At 59.5% G+C, this 18,271-nt stretch carries 17 protein-coding genes and 1 pseudogene; 9 read left to right on the top strand and 9 right to left on the bottom strand.

Annotated elements, in window-relative coordinates; all coding sequences use genetic code 11:
* The first annotated feature begins 256 nt into the window (after positions 1–256).
* From ACQZ5K_RS03640 to ACQZ5K_RS03625, 4 genes are all read left to right on the top strand, one after another.
* Entirely contained in the window at positions 257–775 is a 519-nt protein-coding gene (locus ACQZ5K_RS03640) for a Dps family protein (RefSeq protein ID WP_137004512.1), read from the top strand.
* Between the two features lie 19 nt (positions 776–794).
* A complete protein-coding gene (locus tag ACQZ5K_RS03635; protein WP_137004511.1) occupies positions 795–1,775 on the top strand; it encodes an alpha/beta fold hydrolase in 981 nt (326 codons plus the stop codon).
* Positions 1,776–1,842: 67 nt separating this feature from the next.
* On the top strand, positions 1,843–2,013 hold the full coding sequence (locus ACQZ5K_RS03630; RefSeq protein WP_175422103.1) for a hypothetical protein: 171 nt from the start codon (positions 1,843–1,845) through the stop codon (positions 2,011–2,013).
* Positions 2,014–2,164: 151 nt separating this feature from the next.
* Positions 2,165–2,368 (top strand): hypothetical protein, encoded by a 204-nt coding sequence (locus ACQZ5K_RS03625; protein ID WP_137004510.1) that lies wholly within the window; start codon positions 2,165–2,167, stop codon positions 2,366–2,368.
* A gap of 152 nt (positions 2,369–2,520) precedes the next feature.
* Here the strand turns inward: ACQZ5K_RS03625 and ACQZ5K_RS03620 are convergent, their stop codons facing one another.
* The 9 genes from ACQZ5K_RS03620 to ACQZ5K_RS03580 form a co-directional block, all read right to left on the bottom strand.
* Positions 2,521–3,843, bottom strand: a complete 1,323-nt coding sequence (locus ACQZ5K_RS03620) for an epoxide hydrolase family protein (RefSeq protein ID WP_137004509.1) — start codon at positions 3,841–3,843, stop codon at positions 2,521–2,523.
* Between the two features lie 197 nt (positions 3,844–4,040).
* The gene (locus ACQZ5K_RS03615) at positions 4,041–5,459 is read right to left on the bottom strand and encodes an aldehyde dehydrogenase family protein (RefSeq protein WP_448739699.1); all 1,419 of its coding nucleotides are present in this window, start codon (positions 5,457–5,459) and stop codon (positions 4,041–4,043) included.
* 309 nt (positions 5,460–5,768) lie between these two features.
* The gene (locus tag ACQZ5K_RS03610) at positions 5,769–6,185 is read right to left on the bottom strand and encodes an organic hydroperoxide resistance protein (RefSeq protein ID WP_448739698.1); all 417 of its coding nucleotides are present in this window, start codon (positions 6,183–6,185) and stop codon (positions 5,769–5,771) included.
* Between the two features lie 149 nt (positions 6,186–6,334).
* Entirely contained in the window at positions 6,335–7,651 is a 1,317-nt protein-coding gene (locus ACQZ5K_RS03605; protein ID WP_448739697.1) for an ATP-binding protein, read from the bottom strand.
* The gene (locus ACQZ5K_RS03600; RefSeq protein ID WP_026372362.1) at positions 7,648–8,388 is read right to left on the bottom strand and encodes a response regulator; all 741 of its coding nucleotides are present in this window, start codon (positions 8,386–8,388) and stop codon (positions 7,648–7,650) included. Before ACQZ5K_RS03600 ends, ACQZ5K_RS03605 begins: the two co-directional genes overlap by 4 nt.
* Before the next feature lie 96 nt (positions 8,389–8,484).
* The gene (locus ACQZ5K_RS03595; protein ID WP_448739696.1) at positions 8,485–9,531 is read right to left on the bottom strand and encodes an alpha/beta fold hydrolase; all 1,047 of its coding nucleotides are present in this window, start codon (positions 9,529–9,531) and stop codon (positions 8,485–8,487) included.
* Positions 9,532–9,732: 201 nt separating this feature from the next.
* The gene (locus tag ACQZ5K_RS03590; protein WP_448739695.1) at positions 9,733–10,500 is read right to left on the bottom strand and encodes an alpha/beta fold hydrolase; all 768 of its coding nucleotides are present in this window, start codon (positions 10,498–10,500) and stop codon (positions 9,733–9,735) included.
* Positions 10,501–10,545: 45 nt separating this feature from the next.
* Complete coding sequence (locus ACQZ5K_RS03585) at positions 10,546–12,291, bottom strand: cytochrome c biogenesis protein DipZ (RefSeq protein WP_210241512.1); 1,746 nt, start codon at positions 12,289–12,291, stop codon at positions 10,546–10,548.
* A gap of 181 nt (positions 12,292–12,472) precedes the next feature.
* Entirely contained in the window at positions 12,473–12,982 is a 510-nt protein-coding gene (locus tag ACQZ5K_RS03580; RefSeq protein WP_137004502.1) for a cytochrome P460 family protein, read from the bottom strand.
* Positions 12,983–13,087: 105 nt separating this feature from the next.
* Here ACQZ5K_RS03580 and ACQZ5K_RS03575 point away from each other — a divergent pair.
* The 5 genes and pseudogenes from ACQZ5K_RS03575 to ACQZ5K_RS03555 form a co-directional block, all read left to right on the top strand.
* Positions 13,088–13,592 (top strand): annotated as a pseudogene (locus tag ACQZ5K_RS03575) (phosphogluconate dehydrogenase (NAD(+)-dependent, decarboxylating)); the annotation flags it as partial.
* Between the two features lie 149 nt (positions 13,593–13,741).
* Entirely contained in the window at positions 13,742–15,379 is a 1,638-nt protein-coding gene (locus ACQZ5K_RS03570) for an ABC transporter ATP-binding protein (protein WP_448739694.1), read from the top strand.
* A 302-nt stretch (positions 15,380–15,681) separates the two neighbouring features.
* A complete protein-coding gene (locus ACQZ5K_RS03565) occupies positions 15,682–16,167 on the top strand; it encodes a MarR family winged helix-turn-helix transcriptional regulator (RefSeq protein ID WP_137004500.1) in 486 nt (161 codons plus the stop codon).
* The gene (locus ACQZ5K_RS03560) at positions 16,164–16,877 is read left to right on the top strand and encodes an SDR family NAD(P)-dependent oxidoreductase (RefSeq protein ID WP_137004499.1); all 714 of its coding nucleotides are present in this window, start codon (positions 16,164–16,166) and stop codon (positions 16,875–16,877) included. The genes ACQZ5K_RS03565 and ACQZ5K_RS03560 overlap by 4 nt, the downstream gene beginning before the upstream one ends.
* 1 nt (position 16,878) lies before the next feature.
* Entirely contained in the window at positions 16,879–18,210 is a 1,332-nt protein-coding gene (locus ACQZ5K_RS03555) for an NAD(P)/FAD-dependent oxidoreductase (RefSeq protein ID WP_448739693.1), read from the top strand.
* The last annotated feature ends 61 nt before the right edge of the window (positions 18,211–18,271 follow it).

Below are 18,271 nucleotides of genomic sequence, written 5' to 3'. Positions count from 1 at the left end.
GATCGGGAGGAGATCCGCGGCTCCGGGAGAGGGGACACCGGAGTTCATGGCTTCTGCGAGCCAATCGCCCTGGGGCGGGGCGACAGGCAAAAACTATCCCGAATGCGAACCCGCCGAAACTACACTTAGGTATCGGGTGGACTGTACCACCAGCCGATTTCTCCCGAGCCATCCTTCTTTCTATCCTCGGTGCCGATCAGACAGCCGCAACAGGGGCGCTCAACACCGGGCGGTCGATTGCAAAAGGAGAACGATCATGGACACGACCACAACTGCCAAAAACCGCAAGCTTCCACTGGCAACGCCGACCGACCTCGGTGCCGAAGCGAGCCGCGACATCGCCGCCGCACTGACCGCGCTGCTGGCGGATGTCTTCACGCTCTACATCAAGACCAAGAATTTCCACTGGCATGTTTCCGGTCCGCATTTTCGTGATTATCACATGCTGCTGGACGAACAGGGAGCGCAGATATTCGCGATGACCGACGACATTGCTGAAAGGGCGCGCAAGGTCGGCGGCACCACCATCCGTTCCATCGGTCATATCGGCCGCCTCCAGCGTCTCCTTGATAATGATGCCGACTTCGTCACGCCGGAGGACATGCTCGCCGAACTGCGCGAGGACAACAAGCAGTTGACCGCCATCCTGCGACAAACGCACAACCTCACCTCCGACCTCAACGATCACGCCACCACCAGCCTGATCGAAAACTGGATCGACGAGACCGAGCGCCGCACCTGGTTCCTGTTTGAAACCACCCGCCGCGCCCGCTGAAACCAGGCAGGAAACCGGAATGACCGACGATCCAATCGCGCTGGCGCTTTCGAGACGGCATGTCCTGCTGGCCGGCGCCGCGCTTTCCACTGCGATGGCTGTGCCGTCGACAGCATTTTCAGAATCCATCCCATCCCGCAGCGAAGGAAAATTTCCAATGACCGAATCATTCGTAAAGACCAAGGACGGCGTCGATATCTATTTCAAGGACTGGGGCCCGAAGAATGCCCAGCCGATCGTCTTCCATCACGGCTGGCCTTTGTCCTCCGATGACTGGGATGCGCAGATGCTGTTCTTCGTAAAGAACGGTTACCGCGTCGTGGCCCATGACCGTCGCGGCCACGGCCGTTCCCAGCAGGTGAGCGACGGTCACGACATGGATCATTATGCCGCCGATGCATCCGCCGTTGCCGAACATCTCGATCTCAGGAACGCTGTTCATATCGGACACTCGACTGGCGGTGGTGAGGTCGCGCGTTACGTCGCAAAGTTCGGCGAACCGCAGGGCCGTGTCGCCAAGGCCGTTCTCGTCTCCGCCGTTCCGCCACTGATGCTGAAGACGCCTTCCAATCCCGGCGGTCTGCCGATCGAAGTCTTCGACAGCTTCCGCAAGGGTGTGGCCGAAAACCGCGCCCAGTTCTTCCTCGACGTGCCGACCGGTCCCTTTTACGGCTTCAATCGTCCGGATGCCAAAGTCTTTCCCGGTGTTATCCAGAACTGGTGGCGTCAGGGTATGATGGGCAGCGCCAAGGCCCATTACGACGGCGTCAAGGCCTTCTCGGAAACCGATCAGACGGAAGACCTGAAGGCGATCACGGTGCCGACGCTCGTTCTCCACGGTGAAGACGACCAGGTTGTGCCGATCGCAGATTCTGCCGAATTGTCGGTCAAACTGCTGAAGAATGGTACGCTGAAGGTGTATAAGGGATATCCGCACGGCATGCTGACCACCCATGCCGATGTCATTAATCCGGATCTGCTGGCCTTTGTTAATAGCTGATCACCGGAAACGGCCGCCGCCGGAAAAAGCGGATGGCGGCCAATATCCCGCGCGGAAGGAGATTCCGATGCCGTTCAAACCATCTTATGAAGACGTTGACCTTCGTGATGGCATCGCCAGCCTGCCCGAGATGGAGGATATCCAACTGGAGCTTCCTCTGTCGCAGCAGGCCGAGGCGGAAAATCGCGTCGATGCGAAACCGGATCCTTCGGGCAACGGAACGAAATTTCAGGTCTGATCGATGTGATCGCCGTCCTCGACCGTAGCTTATTGTATCAGCAACCGGTCAGAGTACATCGAGGTACCGTTTTCGGTTTCGATGGAAAACTCTCGACACAACGCTTCTCCATCAAGTGGCGCAATATCGTTATTCATGATGGAGATCCGAGATGACCAACGCAGTGTCGCTTCTGTCGATCCGCAGGGTTTTGAATGAGTTCTGTGCAGAGAAACGCCTGCCGATCGGCTGCTCGATAGCCGTCGACGCCGCAAAATACCTGATCGGGATCGCCTCCACGGACGCCGTGTCCGGATCAATGCTGCGGTCTGCGCTGGATCAGTGGATGGCGGAACGTGTCGCGGTTGCGGCCTGAAATCTCCTGGCATCAGATACGGAAAAAGCCGTTTCTCGACTGGCGTCGAGCGACGGCTTTTTGGGTGCAGAAACGCCCAAGCTTTAAATCGGACAGCAACACGAGGATGTGGTGAAGCGCGGTCGGGAACCGCGCTTCCAGAATGACGTCTCTCAGCGCAGTTTTCTGAAGGCGTCACGAAGCTCGCTCGAGAAAATCCCGGGCTGCTCCCAGGCGGCGAAATGTCCGCCGTGATCCACCTGATGATAATAGGTCAGCGATGGATAGGCCTGCCTGCTCCAGCTCTCCGGCGCTCGGTAGATTTCCTTTGGGAAGACGGTGATGCCGACGGGGATCTTGATGTCCTTGGTCTTCTGGGCGTCCGCGCTGAAGTTGTTGTTGTTGTTTTCCCAATAGAAGCGCGCGCCGGACGCGCCGCTGTTGGTCAACCAGTAGAGAGTGATGTCGTTGAGCATTTCATCCCTGGAAAGCACGCTTTCGGGCTCGCCATTGCTGTCGCTCCATTGCGCGAATTTCTCGTAGATGAAAGATGCAAGACCGACAGGTGAATCCGACAAGGAATAACCGATCGTCTGCGGTCTTGTGACCATCATTGCGCCATAGGCAGCGTTCCTGCCGAAAAACTCCTTGAGCGAGTCATAGGCATTCCGTTCCGGCGCAGACAGGTCCGCAGGGGCCGGATCACCGCTGTTGATGCCTTTCATGAGCGCGCCGGGAACGGTGGCCGGCATATTGAGATGGATGCCGAGCAGACCCTTTGGCGCCTGCCGGGCAAGCGCATCGGAAATGACCGAACCATGATCGCCGCCCTGGGAAACATAGCGCGTGTAGCCGAGGCGCTTCACAAGGGTGTCCCAAGCGCGTGCAACACGGTCCGGTCCCCAGCCCAGATCGGTCGGATGGCCTGAAAAACCATAGCCGGGGATGGAGGGAATGATCACGTCGAACGCGTCTTCGGCTTTGCCGCCATAAGCGGTCGGGTCCGTCAACGGGCTGATGACTTTTGTGAACTCGAAGATTGAACCCGGCCAGCCGTGGGTGAGGATGACAGGCAGGGCGTTGGGATGGCGTGAGCGGACATGAATGAAGTGGATGTCGACGCCGTCGATCCTGGTGATGAACTGCGGCAAGGCGTTGAGTTCTTTCTCGGCATTTCGCCAGTCATAGTCGCTGCCCCAATATCGGACGAGATCCTGAACCCGCGCCAGCTGGATGCCTTGGGAAATATCGCCAACGGTTTCCTTATCCGGCCAGCGCGCATTCCTGATCCTCGCCTTGAGGTCGTCAATCTGTGACTGATCGACATGAACCTGGAACGGCCGAATGCTGTCGTCGGCAGAGGCGGTTTCGGATTGGGGTGGTTTGACAGTCTCAACTGCCAAGGCAGGGGTGAAGGCCATCAACACGGCCATTGCAGACCCAGGGAAAATCGCGGTGCTGTGTCCGCCTTTTGCGGGGTGAAGGACGTCGATCATATTTCTCTCCATATCGATGTGTTCCGCGACCATTTCGCGTCCGAAACAGGTAGATGTTGATCGTATCCCGGCTGTTTCTTTCGACCTGCTGTTGCGTCACCAAACGTCGGTTTTCGCACGGCTGACACTTCTGGATACAATGTCGGCCTGAAGCAGAAAGGAGAGTGCGTCGGGACCGGCGCTGCAGACTTCTCGCGTTACGGCGTGAGAACGGCTCGCGGTTCGAGCATGCCGTCGAGACCGAAGGCACCGATCTCCCTGCCGACACCGGATTGCTTGAAACCGCCGAAGGGCGCGCGAGGATCATGCGGTGCGCCGTTGATGACGACACGGCCGGCCATCAGCCTCTCGGCGATGCGTTCGGCACGTCTGAGGTCGGATCCAAGCACATAGGCTTGCAATCCGTAGTCGCTATCATTGGCGATTTTGACGGCCTCATCTTCGTCCTCATAGGCGAGAAGACACAGGACGGGACCAAAGATTTCTTCGCGGGCGATGCGCATTTCGTTCGTGACATCTGCGAAGATTGTCGGGCGGGCGAACCATCCTTTTTCAATCCCGGCCGGTCGTCCGGTTCCGCCTGTCAGCAGGGTTGCTCCTTCTTCGACACCAAGCCGGATGTAAGTCTGGATCCTCTCCCACTGGGCAAGGCTGGCGAGAGGGCCTACCCGAACCTCCGGATCACGGGGATCGCCAACTTTGAATTTTTCAGCCGCCATTTTCAACCGCTCGGCAATCTCGGGCAGACGGGACCTCGGAGCCAGGATGCGGGTACCCGCGACGCAGGCCTGGCCGCTGTTTGCAAAGCCCGACATCAGGGCGACAGGTATAGCCTTGTCCAGATCGGCATCCGGCAGGATAATGGTGGGTGCTTTGCCTCCCAGCTCCAGAACCACCCTTTTCATGCCGTCGATCGCCGCACGCTGAATGATCTTTGCAGCCTGGGTGGAACCGGTGAAACTGACGGTCGCCACGTCGGGATCCTGCGTCAGCGCCGCACCGACCACCGGACCCATGCCGTTGACAATGTTGAAAACCCCTGCCGGCAGGCCGGCCCGATGCAGCCTTCTCACCAGAATATCCGTCTGAAACGCACTCTGTTCGGCCGGTTTGATGACGAGGGACGAGCCTGAACCGATTGCATGCGCAAGCTTGGTGGCGATAAAACCGAAATTGCTGTTCCAGGGCGTGATGGCGGCGAGAACGCCGCGCGGCAGCATCCTGACCGTGCTTTTGCCCACGACCCGGTCAAAGTCGTAGTTCGCCACGGTCTCAGCCATAACATCAAAAATCGACGCTGCGTTTTGAACGGAGAAAGCCGTGAAATAAGCGGGCGCGCCGTATTCTTCGGTCATGACCTGCGTAAGCTCATCCGGTCGCTCTTCGATCGTATCGCGCAGGCTGCGCAGCATATCGATACGCTGCGCCTTGGTGGATGTTGCCATGGCGGGAAAAGCCCGTTTCGCGGCTGCCACTGCGGCCCTTGCATCATCAGCATTGCCAAGCCGGACATCGCCGATTTTTTCTTCCGTTGCCGGATTGAAAAGGTCCAGCCGTTCATTGCCGTCTGGCACCACAAATTTACCGTCGACATAGATGTGTTCAATTGATCGCATTGATCTGGCCTCGTTCAAGATGGTTGGAAATCCGGCTCGTCTGGCCGCCGCGGAACGCGCTGGAGGCGCGCCGCATGGGTCCAGGCAGGCTTCATTGAGCTGATCAGAGGGATGGCAGGAAGAAGTGGAAACGCGAAAACGGCTGCGGCGGGCGCCGAGCCGTTCCCTTGTGGTCACATCGATGAGACCGCGCCCAGAAGTCCAGCAAGCGGCGAGGGCTCGTCGGATGTTGCATCATATACGCACGGTGCTGCGAATATCGCCGCAAACACGATGGCGATGACAAGCGCACGGGCGGAGACAATCGGCTTAAGCGAGCTTGAGCGTAACATCGATGTTTCCCCTGGTTGCCTTCGAATAGGGGCAGATCTGATGGGCTTCCTCGATGATGGCCTGTGCTACGGGACGATCGATCCCGGGCAGGCTTACCGACAGGCGAGCCTGCAGGAAGAACTCGCCGCCCGTCGTGCCGAGGTCGACTTCCGCATCGACGGCGGTGTCGGCGGGAAGCCGGAGCTGGCGTTTCGCCGCCGCCTTTGTCATGGCGCCGATAAAACATGCCGACCAGCCGGCCGCAAAAAGCTGTTCGGGATTCGTGCCCGGCTTTCCGCTGCCCGGAGGTGAGAGCTTGATGCCCAGCGCGCCATCATCGCTTTGCGCCGATCCGTCACGCCCGCCGGTCGTGTGGGTCTTGCCGGTATAAAGAACAGTCTCGATCTTGGTCATGGGAGGCTCCATTCATTTGCCGCTGCTGCGGCGTTTCGTGATAGGAGCTTTGTGATGGATCAGCGTATCCGGCATGTTTCCGGAAACTGCGAAACTGTATCGAAAAGTATCGGCGCTTTGTCACTGGTTATCGTTGACCCGTTTCCCTCTCAGGGAAAAGCCACCTCGGCCGCAAGCCCGCCGCCCTGCCTGTTATAGAGGCGAACCGAGCCGCCGATCGTTCCGGCGAGTTGCTGCGCGATCGCTAGTCCGAGACCCGTTCCGCCCGTATCGCGGTTTCTCGATGTTTCGATCCGGAAGAAGGGCTGCATGGCATTTTGCAGCATCTCGTCCGGGATGCCCGGCCCCCGATCGAGCACCGTGATGACCACGGTGCCTTCACCACGCCGGTCCACTTTAATCTCGGCGCTGCCGGCGAATTTGAGGGCGTTATCTATGAAGTTCGTCAGGATTCTTCGCAATGCATGTGGCTTTGTCGACGCGGTGCCGCGCACCATGCCGGCAACTGTTACGGCTTTTCCGGTATCCTGATAGTCGTAGGCAATGCTGTCGATGAAAGAGGCCAGATCGATACGGGAGGATTTCTCGCCATTACCGTGAGCGCTGCGTGCGTAAGCGATCCCATCCTGCACCAGGCGTTCGATTTCACGCAGGTCACTGACCAGCTTTTCCTTTTCCGGCGTATCGTCTGCCATATCGGCCCGCAACCGCATCCGGGTGATGGGCGTCTGCAGGTCGTGCGAAATCGCCGCAAGAATCTGGACACGCTCCTCGAGATATTGCGCGACGCGATCGCGCATGGCGTTAAACGCGCGGGCGGCGTGGGCAACTTCGCTTGGGCCGCTCTCACTCATCGCCGACCCCTTTTTCCCCGGATCCAGTGCTTCGGCTGCCGCAGCAAGTGCGCTGAGCGGTCTGGTCGTCTGTCGCACTGCAAACCAGGTGCAGAGGAGGAGAAGCGCCATCTGCGCGGCGAAGACATAAGGCAGCCATTCCGCCAGGGGCATCACGCCGCGCGGTGTCACGTCGATCGTCAGGGGCGAGCCGTCCGAAAGCGTCAGGTGTGCCTGAAGCCGCTTGCCGTCGCCGGGAATGGACTCGACCCTGACGGGAAAACGGTGTCCCGCGGCTTCCTCGATTCTCTGCGCAATTTCAGCGCCACGGCCGGACATGTCGGAAACGCCGGGAAGACCGGGGCCGAGGACAAGTTGATAATTGTTGCGGCTCAGGCGATGGATCCATTGCGCCCGCTCTTCCGCAGGCAGGCGGTCGATGATGGCGATCGATACCGCCAGATCCTGCTCCAGAGTGCCGAGCATGACCGCCTTTGCCGACATATATCGTTCGGCAAAAAGGATGCTGAACGACAGGCCGTAGGCAATGGTGAGGCCGGCAAAAAGGATGATAAAAAGTCTGGACCGCAATGAGCGCGGCCACCAGCCGGCGAGCAGGCGCGGGCCGTTCATATCCTCGGCTCCGAAATCTCCACGGGCACCGCAAAGACATAACCCTCCGCCCGTACCGTCTTGATGTAGATGGGTTCGCGCGCGTCATCCCCCAGCCGCTGGCGCACGCGGCTCACGAGAAGATCGATCGACCGGTCGAAAAGCTCGGCATCGCGTCCCTGGGTGAGATTTAACAACTGGTCCCGGTTGAGGACGCGCTGGGGATGATCTATGAAGACCCTGAGAAGCCGGTATTCAGCCCCGCTCAAGGCCACGGTCGTGCCCTCCCGGTCGAGCAGGTGACGGCCCACCGTGTCGAGGCGCCAGTCACCAAAGGTCAGGAGCTGCCCGGCCTCGCTGATCTGCAGATTGGGTGGCAGCATCCGCGTGCGGCGCAGGATGGCCTTGATCCGCGCAAGAAGCTCACGGGCAGCGAAGGGCTTCGACAGATAGTCGTCGGCGCCCATTTCGAGCCCGATAATGCGATCCATCTCGTCATCGCGGGCGGTCAGCATCAAGACCGGCGTGGCTTTGTGTTTCCCCGCTCGCAACTCACGGCATAGAACCAGCCCGTCATCGCCTGGCATCATCACGTCGAGCACGATGAGATCGACGGTATTGCCGTCGAGAAAACTTCTCATCTGCCGTCCGTCGGCCGCCACGCTCGTGCGCAGGCCGTTCTTCTTCAGGTAGCTGGAGACCAGCTCCCGGATTTCCCTGTCGTCGTCCACGACGAGAATATGGTCGATATGTTCCATTTGGATGCCTTCGTCGTCCGGACGGTTTGAGTGGCCCGCTGCCGCGTCCCCTGCTGTTACATGCAGTAAGACAACGGTTCGCGGGCTTCGGCAAGTTTAAAGCTTTGCGACGTCCAGAACAGCGTTGGCAAAAGCCTCGGGTGCTTCCTGCGGCAGGTTGTGACCGATGCCGCCGCTGATGTTGCGGTGCTGGTACTTGCCGGAAAACTTCGATGCGTAGGCGGAAGGATCCGGATGCGGCGCGCCGTTGGCGTCGCCTTCCAGCGTTATCGTCGGCACGGTGATGACGGGAAGTTTCGCAAGCTGGCGCTCGTAATTATCGTACTTGGCTTCTCCGTCGGCCAGTGCCAGCCGCCAGCGGTAATTATGGATGGTGATGGCCACATGGTCGGGATTGTCGAATGCGGGGGCCGAACGATTGAAGGTCTCGTCGCTGAATTTCCAGGTCGGAGATGCCGTCTGCCAGATCAGGCGCACGAAGTCGCGGGTGTTGGCGGCATAGCCCGCACGGCCGCGTTCCGTCGCGAAATAGAACTGATACCACCAGGAAAGTTCCGCCTTGGGCGGAAGCGGCTTCCTGTTGATCTCCTGGCTGCCGATAAGGTAGCCGCTGACCGATACGAGCCCGGTGCAACGTTCGGGCCAGAGCGCCGCCATGATATCGGCGGTGCGAGCGCCCCAGTCATAACCGGCAACGACCGCCTGCTTGACGCCGAGCGCGTCGAGAAAGGCGATCATATCGACCGCAAGCGCCGCCTGCTGTCCGTTGCGTGCGGTGTCGTCCGTGAGAAAACGGGTCGTGCCATATCCGCGCAGATAGGGGATGAGTACCCGATATCCAGCCGATGCAAGGATGGGTGCGACATCGATATAGCTGTAGATGTCATAAGGCCATCCGTGCAGCAGCAGCACGACAGGGCCGTCTGCGGGGCCGGCTTCTGCATAACCGACGCTGAGTACGCCCGCTTCAACCTGCTTCAGGCCGCCAAAGGAGCTGGCTCCGTCGCGTCCGGTTGACGGCTGAGGCGAAGGCGCTTCGCCCTTGGCATGAGCAATGCCTGCGACCCCGAATTCGACGGCGGCAACTGTCATTGCGGCAATGCCGAAGAAGCGGCGGCGCTGGAAATTGATCTCGGAATTCATTGCTGTCTCTCCTGTCCATGTTGGATGCGGGCAGGTAACGCGGTGCGTGTATCCTCGATGTGTCGCAAGGAGGACGAATGTGAATGGTTTTGTAGCAGGGGGCATTCCGGATACAGACTGATACATTCGGTCCGCCCTCCTTACGCAATCAGCCGCCCCGGTGTCTGGGGCGGCTGTGTTGGATTTCGAGGCGGGCGCGGTTTATTTCGCGGATTGCCGGGCGGCCTGTTCGATGACGTCTGCGACCTTTTCAGGCTGGGAGGCAAAGACCGCATGGCTTGCCGCAATCTCGGTCACCGCACTGCCGGCGCGCTTGGCCATGTCGCGCTCGAGATCGGGGTTGATCGAGCGGTCCTGCGTTGCGACAATCGACCAGCTTTTCTTGGTTTTCCAGGCGGGTTCGCCGGCTTTGGCGGCAAAGGCGGCAAAGGCGGCCTTGGCGGCGAAGACCTGACTTCTTGCCATGAAGGCCGCGTCCTCACGCGGCAGATCGCCGGCGAAATCTTGTCCAAAGACGGCGGGATCGAGATAAAGGAACGCGCCATCCTTCGTCGGCTTGATGCCGTTGCCAGCCGGCGGTTTCGAGCCGGCGAGGTCGAGAAGGCTCTCTCCCTTCTCCGGCTGGAAGGCGGCGACATAGACCAGCCCGGCCACATCCGGCCGGTTACCCGCTTCCGAGATCACCATCCCGCTGTAGCTGTGCCCGACAAGCAGGCTCGGCCCCTGCTGGAGATCGAGAACACGGTTGGTGGCCGCCACGTCATCGGCAAGAGAGGTGATGGGCTCCTGCACGATCGTGACGTTGAAACCACGGCTTTCAAGGATGTCTGTCGCCCTGCGCCAGGCCGAACCGTCGGCCAGCGCGCCATGGACGATGACGATATTCTTCACCTCTGCCGCCTGTGCGGCAAAAGCGATCAGTGCGGTTGCGAGGGCAAGCGCGAATTTTGGCATGAGACGATGGTGCATCATATTTCTCCTTTGGTTTTGATGGGAACGGGAGGAAAATCCGGGTCACCCGAAAGTGAAGGCATAGGCCTGCACGCCGGGGTCGAGGAAGCGGATGGTAAAGGTTCTCGCTTCGACGGCGCCGGACTGGCGGACAAGCTGGTAAAGACGGGTTGAGGTGACGACGCCATTGCCCTCGGCATCCGTGTCGGCCCCATGATCCGCACCCGGCGGATGCCCGTCGATGGTGACCTGGAAACGAACCGGTTTTCCGGCTGCATCCGGCCCAACGACCAGATGCAGGTCACGGGCGCTGAAGCGATAGGTGATGCCGCCATCAGCCGCATCAAGTGTGGCCGCCTCCGCGCCAATCGTCCAGGTGCCGGAAAGTCCCCATTCGTTGAGGGAAGGCCTCTTGACGGAGTAGTCGCGCGGCGTGTCTGCACGCATCGCCTCGTTGGATGCGAAGCTTCGAGCCTGCCGGTAGCCTATATAGGTTTCGCCCGAGCGCATGTGCCCGATATCCGCAGCGGCTTCGGCTCCTGCCGCCTCCGGGTTCACCGGTGCGCTGGCGGAGGCGCTGCTGCCGGCCTCGCGCAGCAGGTCCTGGATCGCCTCTTCGGTCTGCCGGTAATTGCCCTCGCCGAAATGGTGGTAACGGATCTGGCCCCTGGCATCGATCAGGTAATGCGCCGGCCAATAGCTGTTATCAAAGGCGCGCCAGATCCTGTAATCATTGTCGATTGCCACCGGGTAATCGATCTTGAAGCTGGCGACGGCCTGTCTGACATTGTCGATCTTCTTTTCAAAGGCGAATTCGGGGGCGTGAACGCCGATGACGACGAGGCCCTGATCCCGGTATTTGTCCGCCCAGGCACGCACATAGGGAATGGTGCGGATGCAGTTGATGCAGGAATAGGTCCAGAAGTCGACGAGAACGACCTTGCCACGCAATTGCTCACGCGTGAGCGGCGGGGAATTGAGCCACTCCACGGCGCCGTCGAGGGATGGGGCCTTGCCCTCAACCGGCAGCTCCGACCGTGCCGTGGCGGCGCTGACGCCCGCCGCCGCCACTTCTGGCGCTATGGCGGTGTGGAGCCGATCGAGCACCCGTTGTTCGAAGGATGCCGTGCTCGCATAGGAAATCTGCGACAGGAAACCCGTATCCAGCCCGAGCGCGATGACCGCGACGCCGGCAAGCACCGCCGCGCCAAGCACCTGCCGGATCCGCTCGCTGAAACCCAGAGACCGCTTCATGGCCGCAAATACCCTGCCGCCGACGAGGATGGCGACGGCAAGGGAGGTCGCAGCCCCGGCGGCATAGGCGGCAAGCAGCAGGCTGGTTTCCAGATTGGCCCCCTTCAAGGCCGCACCCGTCAGCACAAGCCCGAGGATCGGTCCGGCGCAGGGCGCCCATAAAAGGCCGGTGGCGATGCCGAGTAACAGCGAGCCCGCAACCGTTGGCATTGCCCCGGGCTTGCCGGCGGCATTGGCGAGCCGGTTGCCGAGTTCGACGACCGGACGGGTGATGATGCTGGCCGCACGCGGCGAGAGCAGCCCGACGCCGAAGACCGCAAGCAGCGCAAGAGCCGCGAGCCGGCCATATTCATTGGCGCTGATTGCCCAGCTGCCGCCCACCGCGGCCAGCGTCGCGACGGCGCAAAAGGTTGCCGCCATTCCCGCGAGCAGGGGCAGCGTGCTGCGCAGAAACGGTTGCCCCGCCCGCGCAAAAACGAAGGGGAGGATGGGCAGGATACAGGGGCTGAGAATTGTCAGCGCCCCTCCAAGATAGGCAATGACCAGAAACGTCATCATCTTTTCCTTTCAGGCAGGAGTTCGGGGCTCCGGTCGGCGAAGGCGACCCGGCGATGGCGCCAATTTCCCGGCCTCACGTATCCCTGATGTGTCGGGGCTTCGGTGAATTTGTATTCGAGTGTAAAAGCCGCCTCAGGCGCACGGCCGCAAAAGCCAAACCGCATGCCCCCGTCATTCGTCACGGCGCATAGCGCGTAAAGACGAAATCATGGTCTTTAACGTTGCCCTCGTGGCAGGAGAGACAGGTCTCATGCTGGGCGGCGTCCACCGGCTTGCCGTTGACAAACCGCCCGAAGCCCCAGCCGTGGCTGCCGGCATATTTCTTTGAGTCTTTCACCATCACCTGCACTGTGGTCGCCGCGCCCGGAACCGTGGCCGGCGGAAACTCCGTGGATTGCTGCCGCTTGTATGCAAGCTTCACCAGGATTGAGCCGTCTGGGAAGGGCAGGGTTCCGCTCTTGTAGGCGTCGACGGCGACATCGTTTGCCAGAACAGCGCGAAGCTCGTCCAGCGGCGGCGCTTCCTGCGCGGGCGCGATGAACTTCCAGTCACGATATCCTTCAGGAAGCGTCACACCATAGATGGGAGAGGCAAGTTCCGAAGGCGTGTCCGCTGAGCTCGAATAAATGGTTCCAAAACCTGCTGCCGCAACCGATAGGGCGACGGCGAAGAAAATCTGCCTCTTCATGGGAAATCCTGCCTGATCCGAAATAGATCAGGCAATGATCTGCCCTGCAGGTATCCGGCATGTTTCCTGAAACCCGCATTTATGTATCAAATCGTAGCGGTGCGCAGTGCCCCGATGGGATATCTGCATTGCGGACCCAGCGGTGGGAAATTTTGTCAAGATGGTGCATAATGGCATTGAATACGGTGTTAAGGCGGCCTACGCCAAAAGTCTGAACATATTGAAGGCTGCCAATGCCGGTATGCAGAACCGCGCCGCGGATGCGGAAACGGCCCCTCTCGCCCATCCGCAATATTACCAGTTCGATATCGATCTTCCTGCCGTGACGGAGGTCTGGCGGCACGGGTCTGTCATCGGCTCATGGCTGCTCGATCTGACGGCCGAGGCCCTGAAGCAGGACCCTGATCCAGACCAGTATGGTGGCCGGGCTTCGGACTCCGGCGAGGGGCGCTGGACACTGCAGGCGGCTGTCGAAACGGGCGTACCGGCTCCCGTGCTGGCATCGGCGCTGTTCGAGCGCTTCTCGTCATGCGGTGAGGCCGAATTTGGCGGCAAAGTGCTCTCGGCAATGCGCAATGCCTTTGGTGGTCATCTGGAAAAGGCAAAATAGGCGCGCAGGCAATGGACAAGTAACGATCGGACGGCCGGCTTCAGGCAGAAGTCGCTGCTGGACAAGATAGTGGATATAGTCCACTATTTTGTCTCCGGTGTGATATGCCGGGCAAACGCGAACAAAGTTACAAAAAACAAGGGGAACTTATGTCGCATTCAGCCACGTCGGCCGACGTGGTGCTGTCCGTTCGTCATCTCACGGTGGATTTGCCGCCGGGAATGGAGCGCAGCCACGCGGTCAAGGATATTTCGTTCGACCTTCACGCTGGGGAAATCCTTTGCATCATCGGCGAGTCGGGATCCGGCAAGTCCGTTACCGCAAGTACGATCATGGGACTTTTGTCGCCAGTCATCACAGTCAGTTCCGGCGAAATCCACTTTAGAGGAATGGACATCCTCTCGGCCAGGGAGGAAAAAATCCGGCCTTTACGCGGTCAGGCGGTCTCGATCATATTTCAGGATCCGCTTTCCGCGCTCAACCCGTTGATGACCGTCGGCGACCAGATCTCAGAGGTCCTGGAAGCCCATGGGGCCGGAACGCCGCAGAGCCGAAACGCCAAGGTTCTGGAATTGCTGGAGGAGGTGGGCCTTCCAGACCCGTCGTTGATGCGACTGCAATATCCTTTCCGTCTCTCCGGCGGACAGCGGCAGCGTGTCATGATCGCCATGGCGCTGGCGCTTGATCCGGATGTCCTGATTGCCGATGAGCCGACGACTGCGCTTGATGTTACCACGCAGGCACAGATTCTGGACCTTATCCGCAAAATCCAGAAGCGAAAAAACATGAGCGTGATGTTCATCACCCATGATTTCGGCGTGGTTGCGGAAATTGCCGACCGTGTTGTGGTGATGGAAAAGGGACATCTCGTCGAGCAGGGAAGGGCTGATCAGGTTCTGGTCAACCCGGTTCATCCCTACACGCAGCGGCTGGTTGCTGCTGTGCCGCGCATGCGCAACGCAGAGCGCCCGCTTGACGAAGACGCTCCCGTTGTTCTCGAAGTGGAAAACCTCGAAAAGGAATACCGCAGTTCCGGCTCGTTTTTCCGCAAGGCCCGGACCGTCAAGGCGGTAAACGGCGTTAGCTTCAAAGTGAGAAAAGGGCAGACACTCGGTGTTGTCGGGGAGAGCGGCTCGGGCAAGTCGTCGCTCGGGCGCGTTCTGCTGAAGTTGCTTGACTCGGATGGCGGCGCCATTCGCTTCGACGGTCGCGATATAGCTGCGATGGACGAAAGCGCGTTTCGATCCTTGCGGCCCTATATTCAGATGATCTTTCAGGATCCGTTTGCTTCGCTCAATCCGCGCCACACCATCGGCAGAATTCTGACGGTTGGTCCGCTGGCTCATGGAATGGCCTTGCACGAGGCGAGAACAAAGGCCCTTGGAATTCTAAAGCTCGTTGGTCTGGACGAGCAGGCCTATGACCGTTTTCCGCACGAGTTTTCCGGTGGTCAGCGCCAACGCATCGGCATTGCCCGCGCCCTGATGTTCGACCCGGTTGTTCTGGTGGCCGACGAAGCCGTTTCCGCGCTGGACGTGTCCATACAGGCGCAGGTCCTGCAACTTCTGGCCCATGTTCAAAGAGAAATGAAGGTGGCGATGATCTTCATTACCCATGATCTCAGGGTCGCAAGCCAGATTTGCGATGATGTGCTTGTCATGCACAAGGGAACCGTGGTGGAGCAGGGGCCGCCCACCCAAATCTTCCGATCGCCCACGCACCCCTATACGCAGAAACTGGTTGCGGCCATACCCGGCGCAGACTGGGAGCCGGCGGCGACGGCCTAGGTTATGTAACAATTCAGACGTCCGGGCGGTTTTCCCGAACGTCTATTTGTCTCGCGTGCCAATTCCAAACGCTCTGACAGCCGGATTTCTGCCTGGTCCGACGGCGCTTTAACACGTCGATATAAGGCAATGAAATATATAAATAAATTTCATATTTTTGTGGAAAAGTAGTTGCGTTCGTCCACTAATTGTCATTTCATATAGTCACAAAACTGCAATACGACATGGCCCAAACCTGCACTGTGGCGCGCCCGGAAGCGTACCCGCAACTGCTGTCCTGTGGCCATTCGATCGGAAAACTCATGCATAAGCCAACTGCGAAACCGCCCGTGTCACCGACCAATATTAATCTCGATGTTCTCGAAGACACGTTGAGCTTCTACATCCGCACGATCAATCTTGCCGTGTCGCGCGATCTCGATGACCGGCTTGAGGGACTGGATGTGGCGAAGGGAACAGGAAAAATCACGACCCTGCTGCTCGTTGATGACTATCCTGGTATCCGCCCTTCGGTGATAGCACATCTTACGATGCGTGACCGTTCGGCCATGGGCAGGATTATTGACCAGATGGTTTCACATGACCTCATCCGCCGGGAAGTGTCGCAGGAAGACAGCCGCGCGCAGGAACTTTATATCACCGAAGCAGGGGCGGCACTCGCCGTGAAAGTTCGCGAGATCGTTCCACAGCAGTCTCGTGATTTCTTCAGCTTCATTCCCGAGGACGAACAGAAACAGGTGATCGACATCCTGCGTCGGGCCTATCGGCATATCGTGGGGCTTTCATGACAAATCGATCGGAACAACGCGTTGCTCTCATCTCCGGTGCAAGCCGCGGCATAGGCGATCAAATTGGCGCAACCCTCTTGGAGGAAGGCTGGCGGGTTTCACTTGGTATGCGCGCACTCGCGCTGCCTTCCTGGGCCGCAGGTCACGAAGAAAAAGTTCATCTCTTCACTTACGATGCGAATGATGTGGTTGCTGAAAAAAGATGGACGCAAGATGCCCTTCAGCATTTCGGTCGCATCGATGCCATCGTGGCGAATGCGGGCATCATGATCCCGAAGACGGTGATCGAAGCTGACGACGACGATATCGATGCAATGTTCTCCGTGAACGTCAAGGCACCGCGGAGGCTTGTGAAGGCCGCATGGGATCCATTGTGCGAAAGCGGTCGTGGCCGAGTTATTATCCTCGCATCTCTCTCGGGCAAGCGCGTCAAGTCGGCATCGTCGGGCAGCTATTCCTTGTCCAAATTTGCCGCCGTGGCTCTCTCGCACGCCGTTCGGCAGGCGGGCTTCGACAAGGGCGTGCGCGCGACTGCCGTCTGCCCCGGATTCGTGGCAACCGACATGGCTGCGGCCCTATCCGAGCGGCCGGCCGCGCAGATGACCCAGCCCGCGGATCTCGCCCGTATCATTGCTATGCTGCTGTCCCTCCCGAACGAGGCCTCCGTTGCCGAGTTCGCCATTAATTGCCAGCTTGAGGAGTTTTTCTGACATGCCCGGTCCTTATGTCGTTCCCGTTCATGGGGATGCGGAATTACCGAAAGAAGTCGACGTCGTTGTCATAGGTGGCGGCATCATCGGCACGTCTACCGCCCTCGAACTTGTCGATCAGGGGCTGCGGGTTGCCCTGTGTGAAAAAGGCGGCATCGGGCATGAGCAATCGAGCCGGAACTGGGGGTGGGTGCGTATTTCCCGCCGCGACCCGCGCGAAGTGCCCCTGATGGCAGAGGCGCTTCGCATCTGGGCCGACCTCAATCGCCGGACCGGGCGGGAGACGGGTTTTAAACAATCCGGCATCGTCTTCACCTGCGCCAATGAACGGGAATTTGCCGAGCACGAACGCTGGAACCATAATCTTGAGGGCTACCAGATTGAGAGTCGCATGCTGAGTGCGGCGGAATTCAAGTCGAAATATCCTGGATCCAATATGAATATTGCCGGTGCGCTCTACACCGCCGGGGATTGCCGCGCGGAGCCGCAGCGGGCAGCGCCCGCGATTGCGGAAGCGGCACGCGATCGGGGCGCCGCTATCCTCACAGAATGCGCAGTGCGCGGCCTCCAGCTTTCAGGTGGAAGGGTCTCCGGCGTGGTGACGGAGCGTGGCGAAATCGCCTGCAAGGCTGTGGTAATGGCAGGAGGCGCATGGTCCAGCCTCTTCCTGGGTAATAACGGGCTCGACTTACCGCAGCTCAAGGTCATGAACTCTGTGCTGCGGACAAAGCCGCTGGAGGGCGGGCCGGAAGAGGCAATTTGGTCAAATGGTTTTGCTATCCGCAAGCGTCTGGATGGTGGATATACGATCGCAAACGGTTTTCAGAATATCGTCGACATCGTTCCGGCATCTTTCCGCTACGCGTTGAAATTCTTGCCCGCTTTGCGGCACGAGTGGCGTTCGCTCGATCTGCGTCTGACGGGCAAGTTCTACGATGAATGGCGCATACCGCGTCGCTGGAATCTCGATGAGCCGTCACCCTTCGAATATAACCGCGTGCTCGATCCGGTTCCGTCGAAAGCGATGACGGACGGCGCTCTGGCGAAGCTGAAACAGGCATTTCCGATTTTCGAAAAGGCGGAAATCTCGCAGCGCTGGGCAGGCATGATCGATGTAACGCCGGACGCCATTCCGGTCATCGACGCCGTTGACGCCATTCCGGGCTTCCATGTCGCGACCGGTTTTTCAGGCCACGGGTTTGGAATAGGGCCCGCGGCCGGAAAGTTGATGGCCGACATTGTCACCGGCCGTAACCCGATCGTTGATCGCCATGATTTTCGGTTCAGCCGCTTTAGCGATGGCTCGAAGATCAAACTCGTCAGCGGATTCTAGGATGAAGCCACGGGGCTGAGCGCAAGCCGTCATCTCAAAGCATAAGGCAGGCAACTGTCGA

This window comes from Agrobacterium sp. 22-226-1, from assembly GCF_053522345.1.
Note: the sequence above shows the minus strand (reverse complement) of the source record. Positions and strands in the feature narration are given on the sequence as shown.

Bases quoted from the DNA above. Each gene is read 5' to 3' on its own strand.
- ACQZ5K_RS03640 (WP_137004512.1), top strand. From the start codon at position 257: ATGGACACGACCACAACTGCCAAAAACCGCAAGCTTCCACTGGCAACG.
- ACQZ5K_RS03635 (WP_137004511.1), top strand. From the start codon at position 795: ATGACCGACGATCCAATCGCGCTGGCGCTTTCGAGACGGCATGTCCTG.
- ACQZ5K_RS03630 (WP_175422103.1), top strand. From the start codon at position 1,843: ATGCCGTTCAAACCATCTTATGAAGACGTTGACCTTCGTGATGGCATC.
- ACQZ5K_RS03625 (WP_137004510.1), top strand. From the start codon at position 2,165: ATGACCAACGCAGTGTCGCTTCTGTCGATCCGCAGGGTTTTGAATGAG.
- ACQZ5K_RS03620 (WP_137004509.1), bottom strand. From the start codon at position 3,843: ATGATCGACGTCCTTCACCCCGCAAAAGGCGGACACAGCACCGCGATT.
- ACQZ5K_RS03615 (WP_448739699.1), bottom strand. From the start codon at position 5,459: ATGCGATCAATTGAACACATCTATGTCGACGGTAAATTTGTGGTGCCA.
- ACQZ5K_RS03610 (WP_448739698.1), bottom strand. From the start codon at position 6,185: ATGACCAAGATCGAGACTGTTCTTTATACCGGCAAGACCCACACGACC.
- ACQZ5K_RS03605 (WP_448739697.1), bottom strand. From the start codon at position 7,651: ATGAACGGCCCGCGCCTGCTCGCCGGCTGGTGGCCGCGCTCATTGCGG.
- ACQZ5K_RS03600 (WP_026372362.1), bottom strand. From the start codon at position 8,388: ATGGAACATATCGACCATATTCTCGTCGTGGACGACGACAGGGAAATC.
- ACQZ5K_RS03595 (WP_448739696.1), bottom strand. From the start codon at position 9,531: ATGAATTCCGAGATCAATTTCCAGCGCCGCCGCTTCTTCGGCATTGCC.
- ACQZ5K_RS03590 (WP_448739695.1), bottom strand. From the start codon at position 10,500: ATGCACCATCGTCTCATGCCAAAATTCGCGCTTGCCCTCGCAACCGCA.
- ACQZ5K_RS03585 (WP_210241512.1), bottom strand. From the start codon at position 12,291: ATGACGTTTCTGGTCATTGCCTATCTTGGAGGGGCGCTGACAATTCTC.
- ACQZ5K_RS03580 (WP_137004502.1), bottom strand. From the start codon at position 12,982: ATGAAGAGGCAGATTTTCTTCGCCGTCGCCCTATCGGTTGCGGCAGCA.
- ACQZ5K_RS03570 (WP_448739694.1), top strand. From the start codon at position 13,742: ATGTCGCATTCAGCCACGTCGGCCGACGTGGTGCTGTCCGTTCGTCAT.
- ACQZ5K_RS03565 (WP_137004500.1), top strand. From the start codon at position 15,682: ATGCATAAGCCAACTGCGAAACCGCCCGTGTCACCGACCAATATTAAT.
- ACQZ5K_RS03560 (WP_137004499.1), top strand. From the start codon at position 16,164: ATGACAAATCGATCGGAACAACGCGTTGCTCTCATCTCCGGTGCAAGC.
- ACQZ5K_RS03555 (WP_448739693.1), top strand. From the start codon at position 16,879: ATGCCCGGTCCTTATGTCGTTCCCGTTCATGGGGATGCGGAATTACCG.